The 16,268-nt window shown below is 65.5% G+C and carries 17 protein-coding genes, 1 tRNA gene and 1 riboswitch; of the genes, 8 read left to right on the forward strand and 10 right to left on the reverse strand.

Annotated elements, in window-relative coordinates; all coding sequences use genetic code 11:
- Positions 1-3 precede the first annotated feature (3 nt).
- The 5 genes from xylA to XH85_RS43655 form a co-directional block, all read right to left on the reverse strand.
- Positions 4-1,326 carry a xylose isomerase gene (xylA, locus tag XH85_RS43635; RefSeq protein ID WP_128936866.1) on the reverse strand — a complete coding sequence of 441 codons (1,323 nt, stop codon included), beginning with the start codon at positions 1,324-1,326 and terminating at the stop codon, positions 4-6.
- Positions 1,327-2,781 (reverse strand): xylulokinase, encoded by a 1,455-nt coding sequence (gene xylB, locus XH85_RS43640; protein WP_128936867.1) that lies wholly within the window; start codon positions 2,779-2,781, stop codon positions 1,327-1,329.
- An 81-nt stretch (positions 2,782-2,862) separates the two neighbouring features.
- On the reverse strand, positions 2,863-3,906 hold the full coding sequence (locus XH85_RS43645) for a LacI family DNA-binding transcriptional regulator (protein ID WP_128936868.1): 1,044 nt from the start codon (positions 3,904-3,906) through the stop codon (positions 2,863-2,865).
- A 134-nt stretch (positions 3,907-4,040) separates the two neighbouring features.
- Entirely contained in the window at positions 4,041-4,505 is a 465-nt protein-coding gene (locus XH85_RS43650) for a GNAT family N-acetyltransferase (protein WP_164935111.1), read from the reverse strand.
- Between the two features lie 42 nt (positions 4,506-4,547).
- Positions 4,548-5,129: a helix-turn-helix domain-containing protein gene (locus tag XH85_RS43655; RefSeq protein ID WP_128936870.1), complete on the reverse strand. Its 582-nt coding sequence runs from the start codon at positions 5,127-5,129 to the stop codon at positions 4,548-4,550.
- A gap of 181 nt (positions 5,130-5,310) precedes the next feature.
- Here XH85_RS43655 and XH85_RS43660 point away from each other — a divergent pair, with 181 nt between their 5' ends.
- Positions 5,311-6,303 (forward strand): alpha/beta fold hydrolase, encoded by a 993-nt coding sequence (locus tag XH85_RS43660; RefSeq protein WP_128936871.1) that lies wholly within the window; start codon positions 5,311-5,313, stop codon positions 6,301-6,303.
- 4 nt (positions 6,304-6,307) lie between these two features.
- Here the strand turns inward: XH85_RS43660 and XH85_RS43665 are convergent.
- Positions 6,308-6,381, reverse strand: a tRNA-Gly gene (locus tag XH85_RS43665).
- A gap of 173 nt (positions 6,382-6,554) precedes the next feature.
- On the opposite strand from XH85_RS43665, the gene XH85_RS43670 reads away from it, so the two are divergent.
- The 6 genes from XH85_RS43670 (at position 6,555) to XH85_RS43695 (ending at position 10,127) form a co-directional block, all read left to right on the forward strand.
- Positions 6,555-7,133 carry a methylated-DNA--[protein]-cysteine S-methyltransferase gene (locus XH85_RS43670; RefSeq protein WP_128936872.1) on the forward strand — a complete coding sequence of 193 codons (579 nt, stop codon included), beginning with the start codon at positions 6,555-6,557 and terminating at the stop codon, positions 7,131-7,133.
- 10 nt (positions 7,134-7,143) lie between these two features.
- On the forward strand, positions 7,144-7,983 hold the full coding sequence (locus XH85_RS43675) for a helix-turn-helix transcriptional regulator (protein ID WP_128936873.1): 840 nt from the start codon (positions 7,144-7,146) through the stop codon (positions 7,981-7,983).
- A 128-nt stretch (positions 7,984-8,111) separates the two neighbouring features.
- Positions 8,112-8,471, forward strand: a complete 360-nt coding sequence (locus XH85_RS43680; RefSeq protein ID WP_128936874.1) for an SdpI family protein — start codon at positions 8,112-8,114, stop codon at positions 8,469-8,471.
- A 104-nt stretch (positions 8,472-8,575) separates the two neighbouring features.
- On the forward strand, positions 8,576-8,935 hold the full coding sequence (locus XH85_RS43685) for a VOC family protein (protein WP_164935100.1): 360 nt from the start codon (positions 8,576-8,578) through the stop codon (positions 8,933-8,935).
- Between the two features lie 209 nt (positions 8,936-9,144).
- Positions 9,145-9,546 (forward strand): SRPBCC family protein, encoded by a 402-nt coding sequence (locus XH85_RS43690; RefSeq protein WP_128936876.1) that lies wholly within the window; start codon positions 9,145-9,147, stop codon positions 9,544-9,546.
- A gap of 113 nt (positions 9,547-9,659) precedes the next feature.
- Entirely contained in the window at positions 9,660-10,127 is a 468-nt protein-coding gene (locus XH85_RS43695) for a hypothetical protein (RefSeq protein ID WP_164939714.1), read from the forward strand.
- 97 nt (positions 10,128-10,224) lie between these two features.
- Here the strand turns inward: XH85_RS43695 and XH85_RS43700 are convergent, their stop codons facing one another.
- From XH85_RS43700 to XH85_RS43715, 4 genes are all read right to left on the reverse strand, one after another.
- Positions 10,225-11,670, reverse strand: coding sequence for an MATE family efflux transporter (locus XH85_RS43700; RefSeq protein WP_128936878.1), 1,446 nt, complete (start codon positions 11,668-11,670; stop codon positions 10,225-10,227).
- A 320-nt stretch (positions 11,671-11,990) separates the two neighbouring features.
- Positions 11,991-13,043 (reverse strand): hypothetical protein, encoded by a 1,053-nt coding sequence (locus XH85_RS43705; protein ID WP_128936879.1) that lies wholly within the window; start codon positions 13,041-13,043, stop codon positions 11,991-11,993.
- 104 nt (positions 13,044-13,147) lie between these two features.
- Positions 13,148-13,561 carry a PAS domain-containing protein gene (locus XH85_RS43710; protein ID WP_128936880.1) on the reverse strand — a complete coding sequence of 138 codons (414 nt, stop codon included), beginning with the start codon at positions 13,559-13,561 and terminating at the stop codon, positions 13,148-13,150.
- Positions 13,562-13,668: 107 nt separating this feature from the next.
- Positions 13,669-14,775, reverse strand: coding sequence for a 2'-deoxycytidine 5'-triphosphate deaminase (locus tag XH85_RS43715; RefSeq protein WP_128936881.1), 1,107 nt, complete (start codon positions 14,773-14,775; stop codon positions 13,669-13,671).
- Positions 14,776-14,884: 109 nt separating this feature from the next.
- Positions 14,885-14,964, forward strand: a riboswitch (SAM riboswitch).
- A 73-nt stretch (positions 14,965-15,037) separates the two neighbouring features.
- Between XH85_RS43715 and XH85_RS43720 the strand changes: the two genes are divergently transcribed.
- On the forward strand, positions 15,038-16,225 hold the full coding sequence (locus XH85_RS43720) for an O-succinylhomoserine sulfhydrylase (RefSeq protein WP_164939713.1): 1,188 nt from the start codon (positions 15,038-15,040) through the stop codon (positions 16,223-16,225).
- The last annotated feature ends 43 nt before the right edge of the window (positions 16,226-16,268 follow it).

A 16,268-nucleotide genomic window follows, 5' to 3' on the forward strand; every position in this document is an offset into this window, starting at 1 on the left:
TCCTCAGACGTAGCGGTTGACCAGGGATTCCAGATATTCCTGCCGCCCCGAGCGCGGCTGCGGGTCGAAGCCGGGGCCAAGCGCACGGTCGGCGAGATCGGCGAGCGAACGCTGGCCGCCGAGAATGGCCCGGCCCTCGGGGCCGGCCCATCCCTCGTAACGCTTCGCAAGCGGCGTGGTGAGCGCGCCGGCGTCGAGCATGTCGGCGGCGGCGAGGAAGGCGCGCGCGCAGGCATCCATCGAGCCGACATGGGCATGGATCAGATCGTCAGGATCGATCGACTGCCGCCTGATCTTGGCATCGAAATTGAGCCCACCCGTGGTGAAGCCGCCGCGGTTCAGGATCTCGTGGAACACCAAGGCGAGTTCCGGCACGTTCATCGCGAACTGGTCGGTGTCCCAGCCGAGCAGATCGTCGCCGCGGTTGATGTCGAGCGAGCCGAACACGCCGAGCGCCTCGGCGAGCGCGACCTCGTGATGGAACGAGTGGCCGGCGAGGATGGCGTGGTTCTGCTCGATGTTGAGCTTGACGTCCTTGAGAAGATCGTAGCGTTCGAGGAAGCCGTAGCAGGTGGCGACGTCGAAATCGTATTGATGCTTGGTCGGCTCCTTCGGCTTCGGCTCGATCAGGATCGGGCCCTTGAAGCCTATTCTGTGCTTGTGCTCGACGACCAGCGAGACGAAGCGGCCGAGCTGGTCGAGCTCGCGCTTGAGATCGGTGTTGAGCAGCGTCTCGTAGCCCTCGCGCCCGCCCCACAATACGTAGTTCTGGCCGCCGAGCCGATGCGTCACCTCCAGCGCGGCGCGAACCTGGCCGGCGGCATAGGTGAATATCTCGGGATCCGGGTTGGTCGCGGCACCCGCCATGTAGCGGCGATGCGTGAACAGATTGGCGGTGCCCCAGAGCAGACGGACCTTCGCGGAGGCCATCTTCGCTTCGAACAGATCGGCGATCGCGTTGAGATTGGCGACGGATTCGGCGAGCGAAGCACCTTCCGGCGCCGCATCGACGTCGTGGAAGGTGAAGAACGGCACGTCGAGCAGGCGAAACAGCTCGAAGGCGGTATCGGCCTTGGCCCGCGCCAGCGCCATCGCATCATTGCCGTGGTGCCAGGGTCGCAGGAAAGTCTCACCGCCGAAGGGATCGCCGCCCGGCCAGCAGAACGAATGCCAATAGCAGACCGCAAAGCGCAAGTGATCCTCCAGCCGGCGGCCATGCACGAGCCGGTCCTTGTCGTACCAGCGGAAGGCGGGGGCGTTTCCTGCATCCTCACCGCCGAAGGTGACAGGAGCGCTTGCATCGAAGAATTTGGCTGACACGTTCACTTAAAGAGACTCCTTCAATGCAGGATAAAGCGCGCGCCACCGCAGATAGGCCTCGTCATAGGCCGCAGTGACGGACGGGCGGGGTGTGAAGCTCGCGAGCCGCCGCGGGGGTTTGCAGACCTCCGCAGGAGCTTCGCCGGTCGCGGCGATGCGGCCGAGACGCGCAGCGCCGAGCGCGGCGCCCACTTCGCCTTCCTCGATGCGGTGGACGGGAATGCCGAGTACGTCGGCGCAGATCTGTGCCCACAGCGGCGAGCGCGAGCCGCCGCCGACGAGATCGACCTCGGCAAGCGGCCCACTCGCTGCGCTCAGCGCCGCCAGATTGTCGCGCGCGGCAAAGGCGACGCCTTCAAGCACGGCCTGCACGATCTGCGCCCGCGCGGTCGCGCCGCGCAAGCCGACGAAGGCGCCGCTGGCGGCGGCATCGTTGTGCGGGGTGCGCTCGCCATCCAGGTACGGCAGGAAGGAGACGGGGCTCGGTCTGTCGACGCGCTCGCCGAGCGGCGCCAAGAGCGCTGCGGCCGGCGTCTCCATCACGCCAGACAGCCAGGCGAGCGAAGCCGCTGCCGACAGCATCACCCCCATCTGGTGCCAGAGGCCGGGCAGCGCGTGGCAGAAGGCATGCACGGCCGAAGCGGGCGCTGGCGCGAACCGGTCGGTCACGCGGAAGACCACGCCGGATGTGCCCAGCGACAGGAAGGCATTGCCCGGCGCGATCGCGCCAAGCCCGATCGCGCTCGCCGCATTGTCGCCGGCGCCGCCGGCAACCACGACATTCCCGGTCATGCCCCAGCGCTGCGCCCATTCCGGCGCGAGCACCGCGCTCACTTCGCAGCCCTCGACGAGGCGCGGCATGTGGTGCAGATCGAGCCCGGTGGCATGCAGCAACAGGGCCGACCAGCGGCGCAGACCGACATCGAGCCACAGCGTGCCAGACGCGTCCGACATATCCTCGACCATTTCGCCGGTGAGGCGATAGCGGACATAGGCCTTGGGCAGCAGCACCTTTGCCACGCGATCGAAGATTTTTGGCTCATGCCGCGCGACCCAGAGCAGCTTCGGCGCGGTGAAGCCGGGCATGGCGAGATTGCCGGCGATCGCGTGCAGTGACGGACAGCGCCGCTCCAGCGCGACGCATTCGGCCTGCGAGCGGCCGTCGTTCCAGAGAATGGCGGAACGCAGCGGCCGTCCATCCTCACCAAGCAGCGTTGCGCCGTGCATCTGGCCGGATAGCCCCATACCGCGCACCGCGGCGACTTCGCGCGGATGGCGGGCGGCGAGATCGTCGACCGCGCCGATCGCTGCATCGACCCAGGCGTCCGGATCCTGCTCGGACCACAGCGGCGCGGGATGCGACAGCGTAAGCTCGCGCGCTGCCGTCGCGACAATCGCGCCGGCTTCGCTCACGAGCACCGCCTTCACACCGGACGTGCCGATGTCCACGCCGAGATACACGCCATCCTCCCTTTTGCCTGTCGCGGTGCGCGATCTTGATGTCGCATTCACCGCTGAGGGCCATTTCGAAATCCACTGCCGCTACGGCAGATTGTCCCGCATCACGATGTCGATCCTGATCTTCTCCTGCTCGCGCAAAATCGGCTCGCCGCGGGCGAGCGCGAGCAGCACGCGCACGGCAGCACGCGCTTCGTGGCCGGGATTCTGCGAGATCGCGGCATCCATCACGCCCTGCAACAGCAGCCGCCGTGTCAACGCGGTGACGTCGTGCCCGACGAACACCACCTGCTTATCGCGGCCGGCATCGGTCAAAGCCTTGGCCACGCCTTGCGTGCCGGCGCCGACGTTATAAAGGCCGACAATGTCGGCATGCCTGCCGAAAAGCCGCGCCAGCAGTTGCTCCGAACGCTCGTCCTCGTCGCGCCCTTCCAGCACCGGCAGCACGCCAAGATCGGGGAATTCCGTCGCCATCACCTGGTTGAAGCCAAAGATGCGCTCGGCGTGATCGCGCAGGCCCTGCGAGCCCGCGACGATCGCGACCTTGCCGGACCTCTGGCCGACCAGCCGCCCGACCAGCGCGCCGGCGGTGCGACCCGCAGCGATGTTGTCGATGCCCACATAATGATGGCGGCCCGAGGACGGCACGTCCGAGACCAGCGTCACCACCTTGGTGCCAGCATCGACGAGATCGTTGATGGCGGCGCGGACGCCGGGATGGTCCAGCGCCACCACGGCGATGCCGTCGTAATCGCCCGAGAGCGCCTCCAGCGAGGCGGCGAGCGCTGAGGGGTCGAACACGTCGGTTGCGACCATCTCGACGCTGAGGCGGCGGGCCGACAGCCAGGCCGACATTTCACCGAGATAGGCTTCGATCTGCTGCATGAACGGATTCGGCCCCGACGGCATCACGAAGGCGAAGCGCCGGACGCGGCTGCGGGCGAGCTCGGCGGCGGCGACGTGTGGCTGGAACGCATTGCGCTCGATCGCTTCCCTGACGCGCCGGACCGTGTCCGGCCGGACGCCCGGACGGTTGTGCAGTACGCGGTCGACCGTGGCGAGGCTGACGCCGGCCTCGCGGGCGATGTCCTTCAGCGTCAGCGCAGTCGGGGTGAGCGTCTCGGCCATGGCTGAAGGCTAGCAGAGGTGTTTTGAGGTACGCAACTCATTTTGAGGGATGCTGGTCATTTTCCTCCCCGCCACCGCTCTCACGAACAGTGCGAACAGGTTGAGGCTGGATGCGCCTCGCGCCGGTCGCAGGCTCAGCCGGTGGTCAGGTCGAGCGTCAGGAACAGGCTGTTGGGGTCCTCGACATAGAACTCGAATGGGCCGCAGGCGACGAAGCCGTGGGCCTGGTAGAGGGCGTGCGCGGGCTTGAAATAGTCCCAGGAGCCGGTCTCTAGGCTGAGCCGCGCCATGCCGCGCACACGGGCTTGCGTGATGATGTGGCGGAGCATCTGGCCGCCGAAGCCGCGCCGGCGCGTGGTCTGCAGCGTGTGCATCGACTTCACCTCGCCGTGGTCAGCCGAAAGCGTCTTCAGCGCGCCGGTGGCGACCAGCGTCTCGCCGTCCCAACCTGTCCAGAACGCGATATCAAGCGCGCGAAGCCCCGCGAGATCGAGCGCATGGGCGCTGCCAGGCGCAGTCTGCGCCCGCGCCGCCGTGACGTGATGATCGAGCAGCGCGATGACGCGCGGATCAAAGGTGTCGCCGGTGCGGATCTGCATCGTCAAGGCTTCACTCCAGCGTCTCGGATCGCGTCAGTGCCATCACATCTTTCCGTAAGAGGCGCCGCGCCGCGTGATGATGACGTAGCGTGCATCCTGACGGGTCTCGTTCTCGAACATCACCGCGCGCATCACATCGAAATCCAGACAGTCGCCCTCGCGCAGCCGCACCGCCTTGGCGTCGATATGCACGGCGATCGCGCCCTCCAGCATCAACAGTTGCTGGGTGAAGGCGTTGCGGCCCCAGGGACTGTAGGAAACGCGGGCGCCGGCCGGCAGGTCGACGACGATGATCTCGATGCCGCTTGCCGCATCCGGCGGCGAGGCATGACGTCGCCGGTAGCCGCTGTCGGGATCGCGCCAATGCGGCTGGTCGACAAGCCGCACCAGCCGCTCCGGCGGCTTCTCGGCCAGCGCGACGACATCGCTCAGCGACACGTCCAGCGCCGCGCAGAGTTTTCCGAGCAGTGCGGCCGTCGCACTGCTCTGCGCCCGCTCCACCCGCCCGATCATGGCCCGGCTGACGCCGGACCGCGCCGCAAGTTCGTTCAAGGTCATGCCGGCCTGCGTCCTCAGCGTCTTCAGGCGCCGACCGATCGCGCGATCGAGTTTCTGCTGGTCCATTTTTTCAGCCCTGGCCTTCATCCAAGCGTTGCCCAGCACAAGGACTGCATGCCGCCTGGGCAAGAGCCTAAGCTGGGCGAGAGGCAAACGCCGGGAGCGACGGTGCAATATATTAGAATCTTTGCGCAGCCTGGAGGCCCGATTAGGATGCTCCCAACAATCATGTCAGGGAGGCGACGACATGGGCGAGCCGACGCAGCGGACGATCAAGGCCAACGGCATCAGCCTCAACATCGCCGAGCAGGGCGAGGGGCCAATGGTGCTGCTCTGCCACGGCTTTCCGGAAGGCTGGTACTCCTGGCGCCACCAGCTCGAGGCGCTGGCAGCGGCCGGTTACCACGCTGTCGCGCCCGACATGCGCGGCTACGGCAAGAGCGACCGGCCGGAAGCGATCGACCAATATACGATCTTCCATATGATCGGCGATCTCGTCGGCGTGCTCGACGCGTTCGAGGCCAAGGACGCCGTTATCGTCGGGCATGACTGGGGCGCGACGATCGCCTGGCACACGGCGCGCCTGCGTCCCGATCGCTTCCGTGCCGCCGCCATCCTCAGCGTACCCTATCGCCCACGCAGTCCGGTGCGGCCGACCAGCGTCATGCCGCAGACGGCGGATGCGCAGTTCTATCAGCTGTACTTTCAGGAGCCGGGTGTCGCCGAAGCGGAATTCGAAAGGGATCCGCGCGCAACACTCGGCGCCATGCTCTTTGGCGGTTCCGGCGAAGGGGCGGCAGCGATCCGCGCCAATGCCGAGCGCGCCGGCAGGACTGTTGGCATCGGAATGGTCTCGCGCAAGGATGGCATGCTGCCGAAGGTGCAGGTGCCGCTGCCCTCATGGCTGAACGGCCCGGACCTCGACCATTATGGCGCCGAATTTGCCCGCAGCGGATTTCGCGGACCGCTCAATTACTACCGCAACATCGATCGCAACTGGGAGCTGATGGGCGCCTTCGAGGGCGTGAAGGTGGTCGTGCCATCGCTCTTCATCGCCGGCGACCATGACATGGTCCTTGCCTTCCCCGGCGCCGCCGAGCATCTCGCCAACATGAGACAATGGGTGCCGCAGCTACGCGAGATCAAGATGCTGCCGGGCTGCGGACATTGGACGCAGCAGGAGCGGCCGGCGGAGGTGAACGCGGCGCTCGTGGAATTCCTGCGAAGCCTGCCGAACTGAAGCTTGGAGCGGGCGAAGGGAATCGAACCCTCGTATGCAGCTTGGGAAGCTGCCGTTCTACCATTGAACTACGCCCGCGGATGCGCAAGCCGCGCGCCTCCTGATTAGCCGAGACGGCGCCGCGCGCCAAGCGCTTTGGCGCGGCCGGCCTGACGCTTCTTAACGTTTTGGCAAGATTCCAGGTGCGCCGGATTGTGGCGGTGTTATGATCGCCGGTCTGGGGAGAAACGTGCACTGAGTGGGGCGTGTGCATGGTGGGGCGTGTTTACGCGATATTCGACACGGCCATAGGGCGCTGCGGCATCATCTGGAGCAGCACCGGCGTGGTCGCCGTGCAATTGCCCGAGGCGCGGGAGATCGACACCCGCCGCCGGATTTTTGCGATCCATCCCGAGGCGCGCGAGCAGCGGCCGTCCGAGAACGCCGAGCTTGCGATCGAGGGCATCGTAGCTCTGCTGCAAGGCAGCGACCCCGATTTTTCCGACGTCAGCCTGGACGCCGGCGGCGTGCCCGGCTTCAACCGGCGCGTCTATGAGTTCGCCTGCACCATTCCGCGCGGGGAGACTCGCACCTATCACGAGGTCGCCAAGGCGCTGGGTGCCTCCGGTGCCGCGCATTCGGTGGCGCAGGCGATCGCGAAAAATCCCTACATGCTGATCGTGCCCTGCCATCGGGTGCTGGAGGCCGGCAACTATACCGACCGGCTCTCGCCTTACGGCGGCGTGATCTCCAAGCGGCGGCTTCTGGCGCTCGAGGGCGCTCATCCCGTCGCCAGCAAGACGCTGTTCGAAGTGCTGCTGCCCGTTGCCCCGCCGCGTGCCCCCACCTAGATAAGGCGGCATGGACGCGACCACGCTGCTGACGACACGCTCGATGACCGTCTCTGAGTTTCGCTGCGATGCGGGACCGGACGACACGCCGTTTGCCGAATGCCGCACCGGCCATTCCATCGCCTATGTCCGTTCGGGCAGCTTTGGTTGCCATTGCCGCGCCGGCTTCTTCGAACTGGTGGCAGGCTCGATGCTGGTCGGCGCCCCCGGCGAGGAATACACCTGCACGCATGAGCACGTGTCCGGCGACGTCTGTCTGGGCTTCTTCCTCAGTGAGGACCTGGTCGACGCTCTTGGTGGACGTCGCGAGGTCTGGCAGATCGGCGCGACGCCCCCGCTGCCCGAGCTGATGGTGTTCGGTGAACTCGCCCAGACGGCGGCAGATGGCAACAGCGACATTGGCCTCGACGAAATCGGTCACATCCTGGCCGGCCGCTTTATCGATGTCGCCTCGGGCAAGGCGCGCAAGCAGACACCACCGACCGCGCGCGACCGACGGCGCGCGGTGGAAGCTGCGTTGTGGATCGACGACAATTCGCAATCCGAAGTCGGCCTGGAACAGGCCGCGCGGCAAGTGGGCCTTAGCCCATTCCATTTCCTCCGACTGTTCTCGAGCGTGCTCGGTGTCACCCCGCATCAATATCTGGTGCGCTCGCGCTTGCGACATGCGGCGCGGCTACTCACTGATGAAGACATCGCGGTCACCGACATCGCTTATGACGTCGGCTTTGGCGACCTCTCCAACTTCGTCCGCACCTTCCACCGAGCCGCGGGCGTGTCTCCGACCAAGTTCCGTCAGGCCTCGAAGGGGGAACGCAGCATTTTTGGGGAACGCCTCGTCCTCAACTGAGACAGGCCCGGCATCGCAGGTAACCGTCTGTTGACCAGACAGGCGCGACGCGCTGGCGCCCGCGGCACATCGCGCTGTACTACAACCGAAGGGCGAATCAACGCCCCGTCAATGCGGCGAGCCGGCAGATGGACAGTCCCTCGGGTAACGTGATTGCGGCCACGCTGATCGCGCTTGCCGTGGGGCTCGCCTTCATCGCGGGCTGCGCCCTCTATTACGGCCGCCAGATCAACTCGCGCAAGATTCCGATGCAGTGGGGCCCCGATGGAGAGCCAACCTGGTTTGCACCACGCCTCATCGGGCTCTGGTCCAGCTTTGGAGTCACGGCGATCCTGTCCGCGTTCCTGCTCGTCCTCGCCCTCCATAAACCGCACAAGCTCACGGCATTGATCGTCGCAACGGTTAGTGTGATCGGAGCCAACATGTGGGTCCAGCTGTATCACCTAAAGCGGGTGATCCGGTGGCAGGCGGAGACGCCGGCGACCTAACCGGCCACCGAGCGCAAGATTTTCCAAGAGCGTCCCACCTCCCCTCGACTAGCTTCGGCTCCGGCGCGCGCCAGTTGCGGCGCGCTTTGCAAATGGAGACGAATATGTACGACCACATCGGATTGCGCGTTGCCGACCTCGACGCTGCCACGCGCTTCTACACCGCGGTGCTGGCGCCGCTCGGCCATGTCCTGTGCTCGAGCGGCGACGGCTATGCCGGCTTCGGGCCGAAGGGCGAGCCGGCGCTGTGGCTGCACCTGAACAAGGGACGCAAGGCCGACGGCGCCCACATCGCGTTCCGTGCCAAGGACCATGACGCGGTGAAGGCGTTCCACAGCGAAGGCCTGAAGAACGGCGGTCGCGACAATGGCGGCGCCGGCCCGCGCAAGGACTACAGCCCGACCTATTATGCGGCGTTCTTGATCGACCCTGATGGCAACAATGTCGAGGCGGTTTGCGTGTGAGCTTTAGCCGCTTACGAGACTTCGTAGGGTGGGCAAAGCGAAAGCGTGCCCACTAACTGCTCGCGACAATGCCGACAAACGGTGGGCACGGCGCTATGCGCCTTTGCCCACCCTACCAATACTGTCTCCGCGGAAAGACTCTGGGTTGCTTCGCTACGCTTGCAATGACGGTGTTTGTGGCGATCACCTATTGAATCAAGGACACCTCCATGGCCTCCATCCACAATGACATTCCCCTTCCCGCCTCCGCGCACGATGTCTGGGACGCGGTGCGCGATTTCGGCGCGCTGCATCAGCGGCTGGTGCCGGGCTTCGTCACCGCCTGCACCCTCGACGGTGACGCGCGCATCGTCACCTTCGCCAATGGCTCGGTGGCACGCGAGGTGCTGGTCGATTGCGACGACGCGCGACAGCGGCTGGTCTACGCCATCAGCAACGAGCGGCTGAAGCACTACAGCGCCTCGGTGCAGGTGATTGCCGATGGTGAGAAACGGTGTCGCCTGGTCTGGATCATCGACATGCTGCCGAACGAGCTTGCGCCTTATGTTCAGGGGCAGACCGGCGAAGCCGTGACCGCCTTGCACAGAGCGTTTCCGCCCGCGGCGGCCTGATCATCCTATGTGAGTTTTCTCACGGAGGCCTCCGTTCATCGGCCGTAACCATGGCGACGTGCGCCCGGTTGCCTCCGCTCTCCCGGCGGAGCCACGCACGCGAGGAGCATGCCATGAGAGGTGCGGACAAGGTGACCTGTCAGGCGGCCGCCGTGCTGCTGTTGTTGTCGATCGCGAGCTCGCCGGCGAAGGCGCAGTTCGCAGGTTTTGGCGGCGGCGGTGCCGGCGGCGAGGACATGATGACCCAGATGGCCCCGATGCTGGAAATGATGAAGGCAAAGATGGGCAAGCGCCGCTTTGCCATGCTGATGCAGACCATGGGCCCGATGATGAGCCGCATGATGGAGAATGGCGGCGGCGGGGTCGGCGGGATGATGGGCGGCGGTTTCGGTGCGCCGAACTACGGCGGTTACATCCCGATGGGTGGAGGCGGCTATATGCCGACCGGGCTCGGCGGCATGGGCGGCGGCGACATCATGGGCGTGGTCGGTGGCGGCGACATGATGGCGATGATCCCGCAATTGATGCGGCTCGCCAACACCGGCGGCGGTGGCGGCCATCGCCGCCATAGGCATCGCTAAAGCATGATCCGGAAAAGTGCGCAGCGGTTTTCCGAAAAGATCATGCTCAAACAACAACCTAAAGCGCGATGACGATTCATCCTAATCTCATCGCGCTTTAGTCGGCAGCACCTGACAGAGCTGGCCTGATCGCAGATTTCGTCTGGCGCGGTCCCCAGCGGGTCAGCACCACACTGGAGCACGACAGCAGGCCGAGCACGACCATCGAGCTCGCGGCCAGCCAGAAGAAGCTCTGCGCGGTGGCGTCGTGGGTCGACAGCCACCAGCCGACGGCTGCGATGTAGATCAGCCGCGCGGTCTGCGCCAGCACCGGCCCGATCACCTTCGCGGCGCCTTGCGAGGAGAAATACATCGTCGTTGCAAGGCCGAAGAAAGCGTAGAACGGTCCGACCGTTGACAGATATTGATGGCTCGCTGCGCGCACGGCGACGCTGTCGGTGAAGATATTGACCCAGAGATCGGGGAACATCGCAACGAAGCATGCCGGCGCGCCGACCGCCACGAAAGCGGCAGCACTGGCGATCCAGGCGATGCGCCGGGCGCGCGCGATGCGACCCGCGCCGATCGCCATCCCTACCATTGGCACACAGGCAATGCCGAACGAGAACGCGATCGAGGTCAGCAAAAATTCCAACCGCGCGCCGATGCCGTAGCCGGCGAGGATCGCAGTGCCGAACTTCGCCAGCATGTGGGTGAAGATCGAGATCGTCAGCACCGATTGCAGCGGCGAGAAGCAGGCGATGGCGCCGACCTTCAGGATGTCGAAAAACATCGCCCATTGGATGCGCAAGCCGCGCAGCCTCGGCGCGATGCGGGCCCGGCCGGAAAACAGGTACCAACCCATGATACAGATATTCATGGAGTAAGCGATCAGCGCGCCGGCCGCGACGCCGCGCATGCCGAGCTGCGGCACCGGTCCGAGCCCGAGGCCCAGGGTACCGCCGAGTACGACCTGCCAGGCCGCCGAATTGAGGATCAACAGCGACGGCAGCTTCATGTTGCCGGTGCCGCGCAGGACGCCGGCCATGGTGTTGAGCAGCCAGGGCAGCACCGCGCCGCCAAAAAACACCTGCGTGTAGGCGATTGCGTGGGTCAGCACATTGCCGCGGCCGCCGAGCAATTCCAGCAGGGGCGGCCCGAAGATCAGCATGCCCAGCATGAAGACGAGACCGAAGCTGATGCCGATCAGCATCGCGTGTACGGCGAGCGTTCCGGCGCGCTCGCGATCTCCGGCGCCGAGAGCGCGCGCGATGGCGGAGGCCACCGCGCCGCCCATGGCGCCGCCCGACATCGTCATGGTTAGGATCACGGTCGGAAACACCAGCGCCATCGCGGCCAGCGCCTCGACACCGAGCCGGCCGACATAGGAGGTCTCGGCGATGACCACGCACATGCCGGCCGATAACCCGATCACGTTCGGCCAGGCGAGCCCGAGCAGCGTGCGCAGGATCGGGCCATCGGTCAGCGCGCTTCTGACCGGCCGCGGAGGCGGCGGCAGCGGGCGCTCCTGTGCATCGACCGGGATTTCGGCGATGTCGGACATGTCCTCTCCCGGGCACAAGCGCCAATTGCGGCGCGGCAATGAACAGGTGTGCGAATAAATCAATTCGCGCGCAGGGCGCGGCAGGGGCTTGTTAGCACGCTGCGCGCCGATTCCCCCTGCGTCAGGTGCAGGAGTGCCCTGCGGCAGCGGCTTTCCTTCTCCCTCTCCCCGTTCTTACGGGGAGAGGGCTGGGGTGAGGGGCTGCTGCGGCAAAGGCAGTGACAGTTGGACTCGTGGAGACCCCCTCACCCGGAATTTGCTTTCGCAGATTCCGCCTCTCCCCGCAGGCGGGAGAGGCGAAGTGGTGGCGGCCCGCTCGCCTATTCAATCGTCCACACCAGCGGCGGGCGACCGCTCTTCGCGGTGCGCATGTGCACGCCTATGTTTCGTCCGCATCCCGCAGCCAGCCCTTGGAACAACCCCTCCAGCACCTTGGTGCAGGCGGGGTGATAGTCGGTGACATCATCCATCAGCTTCCAGCTCTGCTGGCTTGTTTCGAACGCGCCTTCTGATTGCACCGTTTCGGACGCATCGTCCTGCGCGGCGAACAGCGCGTTCAGGAACGATGCGAATTCGCGCGCACCGCCGCGGCTCATCGCCAACGCCGCCGCGACCTCGTCGAAATACTGCATGCCGATCAGCTTGCCGGTGAGGTGCAGCAGATAGCCGGCATCTTCCGGACCGAACACCTGCACCATCACCGGCGCGGCGGTGCGGACATATTCCATCGCGTAGTTGCGATAGGCTTTTTCCAGCCGCGGTTTCGGCCAGCTCGCAACCGGCAAAGCCGGCGCGGTCTTCGCATCGAACGTAGGGGCCTCCAGATGCCGCGCGAACACCAGGCGCTGGTCGAGCTCGAGTGGGTGGTCGTATTGATGGTAATAGCCTTCGAGACCGTCCTGGCCATCGACGCTCTGCTTGGTGCAGACGAAGCCTAAGCGGAGATCGCCGAGCGCGACGCCGTTGTTGGCGTGCCAGCCGCGCAGCATCGCGCGGCTGACCTCGCCGGGCACGCCGCAGATCGCGGTGCCCTTCCAGATCCAGCGCGGCGGCGGATAGCGGATCCAGGCTTTGCGGTCGCTCTCATACATGTATTCGACATGCACGCCGCCGATCCAGTTGGAGAGATAGTGATATTGCGCAGCAGCCACCGCCGGCGGCAGATGACGCAGGCCGAGCTTTTCCAGGCCCGGCAGGAAGCGCTCCTGCTGCTGGCGGCGGAACACGCGGAAGACGAATTCTGCGGCATCCGCCGTGCCGCGCCGCGTGACAACAGTGAGGATCAGGCCCGTGAAGTAGGCGTGATAGAGATCCGCGACCGCGCGCCAGCGTTTCCATTGGGCTTCCTGCGCTGTGTCTGATGCGGCGGTCATGTTCGCTCCCGATCGTTGTTTCGATCGAGTGTGTCACTGCGCCCGGTGTCAGGCAACATGACGCGCATGCAGGCCGCCCTGCACGGCGGCCCGTCAATTCCGCATCACGAATTTTGCGCGGCCTTGGCAGCGCGCTCGCGCTCGACGCGTTCCGTCACGTCGCGCGCCATCGCCACCGATCCCTGCACCGCTCCAGCGGCATCGCGCACCAGCGCGAAGGTCATCTCGATGTAGAGCTTGCGTCCGCTCTTGTGCAACGCGCGTGTCAGCGTCGGACGCCCTGCAAGCTTCATCGTGCCGCTGGAAAGCGCAGCCTCGAAACCCTTCCAGTGCGCGGCGCGCAGATGCTCGGGAATGATCAGATCGAGATTTTGACCCAGCGCTTCCCCGGCGGAGAAGCCGAACAGGGCGGTCGATGCCCGATTCCAACGCGTGATCGTGCCGGAGCGATCCGAATAGATCAGCGCGTCCGCGACGTCTTCGATGATGTTTGCGTCGAGTTCGGATTGATCGGTCATGCCAACACCTTGTAGCCCGGATGGAGCGCAGCGTAATCCGGGATTGGTGCCACAAGCGAGAGAACTCCCGGATTACGCTTGCGCTCCATCCGGGCTACAGGATCGGGCTACACCCGAAAATGCTTCGATAGTTTGAGGCCCTGCGCCTGGTAGTTGGAGCCGATGCGCTGGCCGTACATGGCGTCGGGGCGTGCCAGCATCTTCTCGTAGACGAGGCGGCCGACGATCTGGCCGTGTTCGAGAATGAACGGCACTTCGCGCGAGCGCACCTCCAGCACGGCGCGCGCGCCTTGCCCGCCGGCACCGGCATAGCCGAAACCGGGATCGAAAAATCCGGCATAGTGCACGCGGAATTCGCCGACCAGGGGATCGAACGGCACCATCTCGGCGGCGTAGTCGGGCGGGACCTGCACAGCTTCCTTGGAGGCGAGGATGTAGAACTCTCCGGGATCGAGGATCAGGCTGCCGTCGGGACGGGCCGAGATCGGCTCCCAAAAATCTTCCACTGCATAGCCGGAGCGGCGATCGACGTCGACGACGCCGGTGTGGCGCTTGGCGCGGTAACCGACGAAGCCGTTCGCTTTCTCACCCGACAGGTCGACGGAGACGGCGACGCCGCCGGAGAGATCGGCATCGTCGATGTCGACCAGGCGCTCGGTGGCATGCAGCGCATCGAGCTCGTCGGCATTGAGGATGGCGTCGCCGGTGCGGAAGCGCACCTGCGACAGGCGTGAGCCCTCGCGCACCAGCACCGGAAACGTCTTCGGACTGATCTCGGCATAGAGCGGGCCGTGATAGCCGGCGCCGATCATGTCGAAGCGTCGGGTACCATCGGCGATCACGCGGGTGAAGACGTCGAGCCGGCCGGTCGAGCTCTTGGGGTTCGCGGCCGCGACGATCTCCGGCGGCAGCGCGAGGCTTTCCAGCAGCGGCACGATGTAGACGCAATTGGTCTCCAGCACCGCGCCGTCAGCCAGGCTGAACTCGTGCAGCTTCAATTCGTCGATGCGCTCGGCGACGGTGGCGCCGGGACCGGGCAGGAAGCTGGCGCGGACGCGATAGGCGATGTCGCCGAGGCGCAAATCGAGGCTCGCCGGCTGGATCTGGCTCTCGACGAAGTCGTACGCGGGCAGGATGAGCCCCGCCTCCGCCATCGCCGCGATCATGCGGTCGGGCAGGATACCATTGGCGTCGGCAGCGACCGTGAACGTCAACCGGGGATCCTCAGCAAGGGGCAACGCATCCCGATATACGGGAAATACTAGCCTTTTACGGCTATCCGATGGACGCCTTGACGGAAAGGGCATTGCGGAATATGAGCATCACTTATCCCGTGGTGATTTGAGCCGGCCGGCTTGCAGCCACGTTAAATAAGTCGCTAAACAGGCCGGGGACCTCTGTGATCCCGGCCCGTGGAGATATCCAGGCCGGTTTTTTTGTGACCGTTCTCGTTCGACGGTCATGTCGGAGGGTCTTATGTCGAAGTCGCCTGCCACCTACCGTCCCGAAACCCGCCTGGTCCATTCCGGGACCCTGCGCTCGCAATATGGCGAGACGTCGGAGGCGCTGTTCCTGACGCAAGGGTATGTCTACAACAGCGCCGAGGAGTGCGAGGCGCGGTTCAAGGGCGAGGATCCCGGCTTCATCTATTCGCGCTACTCCAATCCGACCATCGCGATGTTCGAGCGCCGCATGATCGAGCTCGAAGGCGCCGAGGCGGCCCGCTCGGCGGCAACCGGCATGGCGGCGGTGACGACCGCGATCCTGGCGCCGCTGAAGGCGGGCGACCATGTGGTGGCTTCGCGGGCGCTGTTCGGCTCATGTCTCTATGTGGTGCAGGATTTGCTGCCGCGCTACGGCATCGAGACCACGCTGGTCGACGGGCTCGATCTCGACCAGTGGCAGCGGGCGCTCAAGCCCAACACCAAGACGTTCTTCCTGGAGAGTCCGACCAACCCGACGTTGGATGTGCTCGACATCCCCGGCATTGCCGAGATCGCGCACAAGGGCGGCGCGCGGCTCGTGGTCGACAACGTGTTCGCAACGCCGATCTGGCAGAGCCCGCTCGCGCTCGGGGCCGACGTCGTGGTCTATTCGGCGACCAAGCACATCGACGGCCAGGGCCGGTGTCTGGGCGGCATCATCCTGTCCTCGGAAGCCTTCATCGCCGAGCACATCCACAATTTCATGCGCCAGACCGGCCCGTCGATCTCGCCGTTCAACGCCTGGGTCCTGCTCAAGGGCCTTGAGACATTGGGCGTTCGCGTGCGCGCGCAGACCGACACCGCGGCGTGCATTGCCGAGGTGCTGGCCAGCCATCCGAAGATTTCGCGGCTGGTCTATCCCGGCCGCGCCGATCATCCGCAGGCAGCCCTGGTGAAGAAGCAGATGCGCGGCGGCTCGACGCTGGTCGGCTTCGAGGTCAAGGGCGGCAAGCAGGCCGCGTTCCGCGTGCTAAATGAATTGAAGCTGGCGAAGATCTCCAACAATCTCGGCGATGCCAAGAGTCTCGTCACGCATCCGGCGACCACGACGCATCAGCGTTTGAAGCCGGAAGACCGCGCCGCGCTCGGCATCAGCGAGGGCTTCATCCGCTTCTCCGCCGGGCTCGAGCATGCGGACGATCTGATCGAGGATCTCACCGCGGCGCTGGAGAAGGCGTGAGCGAGCCAAAGGCTCGGACTCGTAGGGTGGGCAAAGCGAAGCG

The sequence above is a fragment of the Bradyrhizobium zhanjiangense genome (genome assembly GCF_004114935.1).
Classification (GTDB): domain Bacteria; phylum Pseudomonadota; class Alphaproteobacteria; order Rhizobiales; family Xanthobacteraceae; genus Bradyrhizobium; species Bradyrhizobium zhanjiangense.